6 protein-coding genes, 1 tRNA gene and 1 rRNA gene are annotated in these 7,741 nt (G+C 40.2%); 7 read left to right on the top strand and 1 reads right to left on the bottom strand.

The window, feature by feature from the left end; genetic code table 11:
* From G593_RS0117940 to G593_RS0117970, 7 genes are all read left to right on the top strand, one after another.
* Positions 1 to 229: ribosomal RNA gene (locus G593_RS0117940) — 23S ribosomal RNA — on the top strand; the annotation flags it as partial.
* A 68-nt stretch (positions 230 to 297) separates the two neighbouring features.
* A tRNA-Asn gene (locus tag G593_RS0117945) sits at positions 298 to 369 on the top strand.
* Positions 370 to 651: 282 nt separating this feature from the next.
* Positions 652 to 2,211 (top strand): DUF1538 domain-containing protein, encoded by a 1,560-nt coding sequence (locus G593_RS0117950; RefSeq protein WP_029732566.1) that lies wholly within the window; start codon positions 652 to 654, stop codon positions 2,209 to 2,211.
* A 96-nt stretch (positions 2,212 to 2,307) separates the two neighbouring features.
* Positions 2,308 to 3,018, top strand: coding sequence for a hypothetical protein (locus tag G593_RS0117955; protein WP_029732567.1), 711 nt, complete (start codon positions 2,308 to 2,310; stop codon positions 3,016 to 3,018).
* A 229-nt stretch (positions 3,019 to 3,247) separates the two neighbouring features.
* The gene (locus G593_RS0117960) at positions 3,248 to 3,604 is read left to right on the top strand and encodes a DUF6110 family protein (protein WP_029732568.1); all 357 of its coding nucleotides are present in this window, start codon (positions 3,248 to 3,250) and stop codon (positions 3,602 to 3,604) included.
* Between the two features lie 364 nt (positions 3,605 to 3,968).
* Positions 3,969 to 6,065 (top strand): heavy metal translocating P-type ATPase, encoded by a 2,097-nt coding sequence (locus G593_RS0117965; protein WP_029732570.1) that lies wholly within the window; start codon positions 3,969 to 3,971, stop codon positions 6,063 to 6,065.
* Between the two features lie 196 nt (positions 6,066 to 6,261).
* Positions 6,262 to 7,062 (top strand): dCTP deaminase, encoded by an 801-nt coding sequence (locus G593_RS0117970; RefSeq protein ID WP_029732572.1) that lies wholly within the window; start codon positions 6,262 to 6,264, stop codon positions 7,060 to 7,062.
* A 378-nt stretch (positions 7,063 to 7,440) separates the two neighbouring features.
* Here the strand turns inward: G593_RS0117970 and G593_RS0117975 are convergent.
* A partial coding sequence (locus G593_RS0117975) for an IS66 family transposase (RefSeq protein ID WP_155961879.1) occupies positions 7,441 to 7,741 on the bottom strand: 301 nt, incomplete at its 5' end.

Consider the following 7,741-nt stretch of genomic DNA (forward strand, 5'->3'; position numbering starts at 1 on the left):
GGGATGGACTGGCCGCTGGTTGATCTGTTGTTCCGCCAGGAGCATAGCAGAGTAGCCAAGCCGGGACGGGATAAACGCTGAAGGCATCTAAGCGTGAAGCCCCCCTCAAGATGAGATATCCCAACGAAAGTTGTAAGACCTCTTGAAGACGACGAGGTAGATAGGACAGAGGTGGAAGTGTGGTAACACATGGAGCTGACTGTTACTAATAGGTCGAGGGCATAACCAAGTAAGGTGGATAGGTAAGATGTTAAAAAGTTTCTTATATGCGATTTTGAAGGTACATGTACCTAATATTCCTCGATAGCTCAGTGGTAGAGCATTCGGCTGTTAACCGAAGGGTCGTAGGTTCGAACCCTACTCGGGGAGCTAAAACCTGTAAGTATAATACTTACAGGTTTTTTTGTATAATCAGGATTGCATTTCCTATTATACAAAACCCTACGTCAAGTTGTTAAAAACTTAGCATAATATTAACGCCTTTAAAGCTTCAAAAAACAACTACATTTATGTTAAAATAATTAAAAGATGCTGGGGCGAGTCCCAAGGTCGTTAAGCGAGTCCCAAGTTCATTAAAATAGTGTTCGAAAAGGTACTTTATTAAAGGATACATATTAATTAATACATATTAAATATAGAAGAAAGGCGTTTATGGGATTACAATTATATCAAAAAAATTTACTGGAAAAACTAAAAGAGTCATTAGGAGCTGTGTTGCCGATCATAGGCATTGTGCTGGTGTTATGCTTTAGCATTGCGCCTATTCCAAACAGCGTCCTGATGACTTTTGTTGTTGGTGCGGTTCTCCTGATCATCGGAATGATGTTCTTTACACTTGGTGCGGAGATGGCGATGACTCCTATGGGAGAACGAATAGGAACGAAACTGACCAATACAAGAAAGATAAGTGTAGTGATAGTGCTGTGTTTTATCCTTGGCTTTATTATTACCATATCAGAACCGGATCTTCAAGTATTGGCTGAACAAGTTCCATCCATTCCCAATTACACGCTGATTATTGCAGTAGCAACAGGAGTTGGAATATTTCTTGTAGCCGCAGTACTTCGAATGTTATTTGGAATTCCACTGGCACATATGCTTTTAATTTTGTACCCGATCATATTCATTTTGGCAAGCATTGTTCCACAAGATTTTCTGACAGTGGCATTTGATTCAGGCGGAGTAACAACAGGACCTATGACAGTACCATTTATTATGGCGTTAGGAATCGGATTTTCAGCAGTTCGAAGTGATAAACACGCGGAAAATGATAGCTTTGGTCTGGTTGCATTGTGTTCAGTCGGACCAATTCTGGCAGTATTGCTGCTTGGCTTACTTTACCACCCAGGGGGAAGTGGATACGAACAGACAATGATTGTGAAGACCGATAATTCAGTAGAAATGTGGCAGCTTTTTCAAGAAGGGCTTCCTTATTATATGAAAGAAATGCTGATCTCTTTACTGCCAATTATTTTATTTTTCTTCATTTTTCAGATTGTATCATTACATCTTCACAAAAAGACATTGGTAAAAATTATTATAGGAATCATTTATACATACATAGGTCTTGTACTTTTCCTGACAGGGGTAAATGTGGGATTTATGCCGGCAGGTAATTATCTGGGTCAAGTGATTGCGGGGCTTTCCTATCCATGGATCATCGTGCCAATCGGTATGCTGATCGGTTACTTTATCGTAAAAGCGGAACCAGCAGTATATGTATTAATGGAACAGGTAGAAGAACTGACTTCCGGAGCCATTTCCGCAAAAGCAATGGGAATGAGTCTGTCCATCGGAGTCGCACTCTCTCTGGGACTGGCAATGGTGCGGGTGCTTACCGGTATTTCAATTTTGTGGTTTCTGCTCCCAGGATACGCAGTAGCCCTTGGATTAACATTTTTCGTGCCCCAAATATTCACAGCAATCGCATTTGACTCAGGAGGCGTAGCATCCGGACCGATGACAGCAACATTTTTACTGCCATTTTCAATGGGAGCATGCGAGGCGCTAGGTGGAAATGTTGTGACAGATGCGTTTGGAGTGGTAGCTATGGTAGCAATGACCCCGCTTATAACAATTCAAATCCTTGGACTGATCTATCAGATTCAGGAACAGATGAAAGAAAAACAGGCAGCAAAAGATTACACAAGTATAAAAGTGTGCATAGAAAATCTAGACAATGTAGACAATCAAGAAATCATTGAGTTGTAAACAGTCGAGTTGTAAACAGGGATAGAGATTTTTACAAGGCGCATATTAGTGAAGATGGAAAATGTTTAAGAAAATTAGAAAGTTCGGAGATAATTTATGAGTAGATTATATATGATGGTGACGATTACAGACCGGAACCGAAAGAAGAAATTTGAAGAATTTTATAAGAAAAATGAGCATATGGTTTTCTTTACAACATTGGGACGTGGAACCGCAAATAGTGAGATGTTGGACTATTTCGGATTGGAAGAATCAGAAAAGGTCGTAATTCTATCGGTGGTAACAGAAGAAACGTGGAAGAAACTAAGGCGGGAAATGATTGTAAAGATGCAGATCGACGTGCCGGGAACCGGAATTGCATTTATCGTGCCACTCAGCAGCATCGGCGGAGAAAAAACATTACATTTCCTGATACAAAGCGAGAAATTTGAACGGGAGGAGGAGTCCACTTTGAAAGAAACAGAATATGAATTATTAGTAGCAATTGCCAATCAGGGGTGCATCGACACCATGATGGACGTGGCGAGAAGTGTAGGAGCCGGAGGTGGAACCGTGATCCATGCGAAAGGAACCGGCATGGAAACAGCAGAAAAATTTCTTGGCGTATCACTGGCGGCAGAAAAAGAAATCATATTGATCGTCACAAGAAAGAAACAGAAAAATGCAATCATGAAAGCCATGATGGAGCAGACAGGACTTGCCAGCAAAGAAAAAACAATTATATTTTCCCTGCCAGTCACAAGCACGGTAGGACTTAGAATGTATATAGATGAAATGGATATGGATGAGGAAGAAAAAGACAGATAATCCGTGCGTAATGATATTCAATTTCCGCTATAATGAGAACAAAAATCAATAAGCCGGCTCAAGTGAGCAATAATTATCAATAAGGAAAAAGAAGTGGAAATGAAAAAACAAATGCGTTACAATTTAGTGAATTCAAAGTGATGATATAGTACTGAACCAAAAAGTACATATCACATATACTAACATCATATAAGAACCTAGAAGTAGAAAGAAAGGCAGGAGACAAAAGATGTCAAACATTTTAAAAGGCTTAAAAAAAGTAGATGGAAAGAAGACAGGAATCTTTGCAGCAGGAGTATTATTCGGAACTGCAGGAATCAAAGTTCTGTCCAGCAAGGACGCTAAAAAATTATACACAAACTGTACAGCAGCAGTTTTAAGAGCAAAAGAGTGCGTGCTTAAGACAGCAGCTACAATTCAGGAAAATGCAGAGGACGTATATGCAGAAGCACAACAGATCAACGAAGACAGAGCAGCAAAAGAAGAGCAGGAGTACGCAGAGGAAGTAGCAGCAGAAGAGGTCGAAGAAGCAGAGGAAGCAGCAGAAGCAGATGAGACAGATTTTGCGGAAGAGACAGCCGAGTAAGACCGCAGATAAGACAGCTAAGTCAGACAGGTAAGTCAGACAGCAAAGTCAGACAGCAGGGTAGTTCAAGGAGAACTAGCAAAAAAATATTGTGATAATTATAAAAATGTAAGGAAAAATCAGGACACCTGTGGTTAAGACTGCAGGTGTTTTGACAAGTTGTAAGAGAATCAACAGCAAGCGAACCACTGCAAGAGAATCAATAGCAAGCGAACCACAGCAAGCGAATCACTGCAAGCGAACCACTGCGAGCGAATCACTGCGAGGTAAGCTGTAAGAGAATCAACAGCAAGCGAACCACTGCAAGCGAACCACTGCGAGGTAAGCAGGGAAGGAAGAAAGCAGGGAAAGAAGGAAAATATACATGAAATTTGTAATCAAGCATGAGATTAAAGGCAGGATCCGTGCCCATGCTGTACAGTACAGAATGACATTTGAGCAGGCAGACCGGATGCAATATTATCTGGAATCCCAGGATATGATTACATCTGCAAAAGTACAGAACCGCACGGGAGATTTTACAATCTGTTACAAAGGCGACAGAGAGAAAGTAATCAAACTGCTTCAAACATTCCGTTATGAGGAAGTTGACATTCCGGAAAATTATGTACAGAATTCCGGACGCGAACTGAATCAGGAATATTGGGATAAGTTAGTTGAAAGTGTAATCTATCATTATGGAAATAAATTATTTTTGCCATATTCGGTCAGAGCATGTATCACAGCAGTAAAATCTATGAAATATCTTTGGAGGGGTGTGCGTACACTGGCAAAAGGTAAGATTGAAGTTCCGGTATTGGATGCGACCGCAATCGGAGTATCTATGTTCCGCGGAGATATCGCAACTGCAGGATCCGTCATGTTCCTGCTTGGAATCGGCGTAATACTGGAAGAGTGGACACACAAGAAATCCGTTGGTGACCTGGCAAGAAGCATGTCACTGAATATCAGCAAAGTATGGCTTGTCAGCGACGGTCAGGAAGTATTAGTACCATTTTCAACTGTAAAGAGCGGTGATATGGTACGCATCCACATGGGAAATGTAATTCCATTTGACGGAACAGTTGTGGAAGGCGAGGCAATGGTCAACCAGGCGTCTTTGACTGGAGAGTCTGTGGCAGTACGCAAGATAGAAAATGGAGAAGTGTATGCCGGAACGGTTGTGGAAGAAGGCGAGCTTACGATACGTGTAAGAGAGGCAAATGGATCAAGTAAATTTGAGAAGATCGTGACGATGATCGAAGAATCCGAGAAACTCAAATCCGGACTGGAAAGCAAGGCAGAACATTTGGCGGATAAACTCGTTCCATACACATTGGCAGGAACAGGTCTTACCTATCTTCTTACAAGAAATGTAACAAAAGCACTGGCTGTATTGATGGTAGATTTTTCATGCGCATTGAAACTGGCCATGCCGATTTCCGTATTGTCCGCAATCCGTGAGGCAAGCAGCTACAACGTCACAGTCAAAGGCGGAAAATATCTGGAAGCAATGGCAGAAGCAGACACCATCGTATTTGACAAGACAGGAACACTGACAAAAGCACAGCCGACAGTCGTAGATGTCGTACCATTCTGCGATAAGACACCAGACGAATTGCTGAGAATCGGCGCCTGCCTGGAAGAACATTTTCCACACTCCATGGCAAAAGCAGTTGTAAATGCAGCACAGGACAAAGGGCTTATCCATGAAGAGTTCCACTCAAAAGTAGAGTACATCGTGGCACACGGCATTTCCTCAAAAATCAATGACCAAAAAGTCGTCGTTGGAAGCTATCATTTCGTATTCGAAGATGAAGAGAGCCAGATTCCAGAAGGAATGGAAGAAAAATTCCAAGAACTGCCATCCGAATACTCACATTTGTACATGGCAATCGAAGGAAAACTGGCAGCAGTCATCTGCATCGAAGATCCGCTGAGAGCAGAAGCACCACAGATCATCAAAAATCTGAAGGCAGCAGGCATCAGCAAAGTAGTCATGATGACCGGAGACAGCGACCGCACCGCAAAAGCAATCGCCAAACGAGTAGGCGTGGACGTATATTACTCGGAAGTATTGCCGGAAGACAAGGCAAACTTCGTAGAGCAGGAAAAAGCCGCCGGACGAAAAGTCATCATGATCGGAGACGGAATCAACGATTCACCGGCACTATCCGCAGCAGACATCGGAATCGCAATCAGCGACGGCGCAGAGATCGCCCGCGAAATCGCAGACGTGACCATGAGCGGCGACGACTTGAGCGAGATCGTAACATTGAAGCTGATCAGTAATAAATTAATGAAACGAATTCACAAAAATTACCGCAACATCGTAGGATTCAACACCGCCCTCATCATACTCGGCGTCACCGGAATCCTCCAGCCAACCGTATCAGCACTACTTCATAACACATCAACCCTGTACATCAGCCTGAAAAGCATGGAGAATCTGCTGGAAGAAGAAACAGAAGCGAGAGAATAAGAAGCGAGGAATAAGAGAATCAAGAATGCCCCAGCATTCTTGATTCAAGATGTGCGTCATGCGTTGCATGACGCACATCTGATATATATAGGAAGAAAAACATATGTAAGAAAACATAAGAAGATATGGCGGATTAGTTGAATTTTGCAATTGAAGTGTTATAATAAAAAATATTAGTGAAAAGAGGTGGAAGGTTATGATATTAGTAGATAAAAATATAAAAAATCGTCATGATGAGATATTTTGCGGAAATTGTTATGATGAAAAATATGTTAATGCAGTATCCTATGATCTTCATATTAGTGGAATAGTTGAAAATAACAATATAGTTCCGTCCTATGTATTAAGACCGGGTGAAGTTGTATTTATTAAAACAGTAGAAGAAATACATATGCCGAACGACTTAATAGGAAGAATTGGTGAAAAAAATTCACGAATGCGTCAGGGGTTATATGTAGCAGGTCCACACTATTATCCAGGGCATAAAACATACCTTTATTTAAGAGTACAGAATATATCTTCAGGAACTATAAAGATTAAAGAAAACGATTCAATTGCACAGATATTTTTTGAAGAATTATGCGAAGTACCTGAAAAAACATATGCCCAACAGTCCAATGCCTCATTCAATAATGAATACGAATATTTAGGATTAGCTAAATACAAAGATGAGTACGAAGAGAGAATGAATAATTTAAAAGATGCTGGTCAGAATTTAGATGAAAAAATTAATCATATCTATGCAAATATTTTAACATTGATGGGAATATTCGTATCAGTGTTCTCATTAATAATGGTTAATTTTACGAACATTACACAAAATAATATAAATGGAAAATACATAGCAACCGTGAACATTTCATTAGGAATTGTTATTTCACTATTTTTAGGATTGATTCTACTTTTAGTAAATCATAAAGAAATAAATAAGTCGGCATTCTCTTTGTATATCGCAGGAATATTAGTATTAATTGGATTATTGGCTTGGATTATATAAAAAGCATACGAAGAAAGCGCAAATCAAGAAAAAGATTTGCGCTTTCTTCGTATGTAAAAAGTGCGTAAAAAACAAATTGTACAAAAACATTCCACAATTCCAAAAAGGGACAGGTTAGAAAAACCGGAACCCCCCACAAAAACGGAAAAGTAAAAAAATACACAATTCAAAAGGGACAGGTAGAAGTCTGTTTGGGGACGGGGTTTTTTCAAAAAAACCCCGTCCCCAAACAGAAATTGACAGCTTTTGTCTATTGCAAATATTGTCAAAACATGGTAGCCTTAATTAGTAATAAAAGGTAGTCAAGAAATAGGACTAACTAAATACTATTTTTGGTAACAGTTCAGCCTTCCGACTGACCCAACACCCCTACCCCGGCTAAAAAATAGCCGGGGTTCCAACAAAAAGTTTCTTTAAATTTTCTATTAATCCGAGATTTCTTCTTTTTAACGTTTCTACAATAGTGAGAATCGAACAATACATTTCGTTTCCACTTTCTTTTCTAAAACCACCAGACATCTTCTGCCGATTTTTCACTTTTCGCAAATCCCTTTCGCTCATATTATTGTCAAAAGGGACTGAAAAATCGTACATAAATAAAAGATGATTAGACTTGTAGTTTTCCAATCGGTTTAACAAGGTCTTTTCATCACTTTTTGCATACTCATGCGAAGTTTTT

Source organism: Dorea sp. AGR2135, from assembly GCF_000420885.1.
Lineage (GTDB): Bacteria > Bacillota > Clostridia > Lachnospirales > Lachnospiraceae > Dorea > Dorea formicigenerans.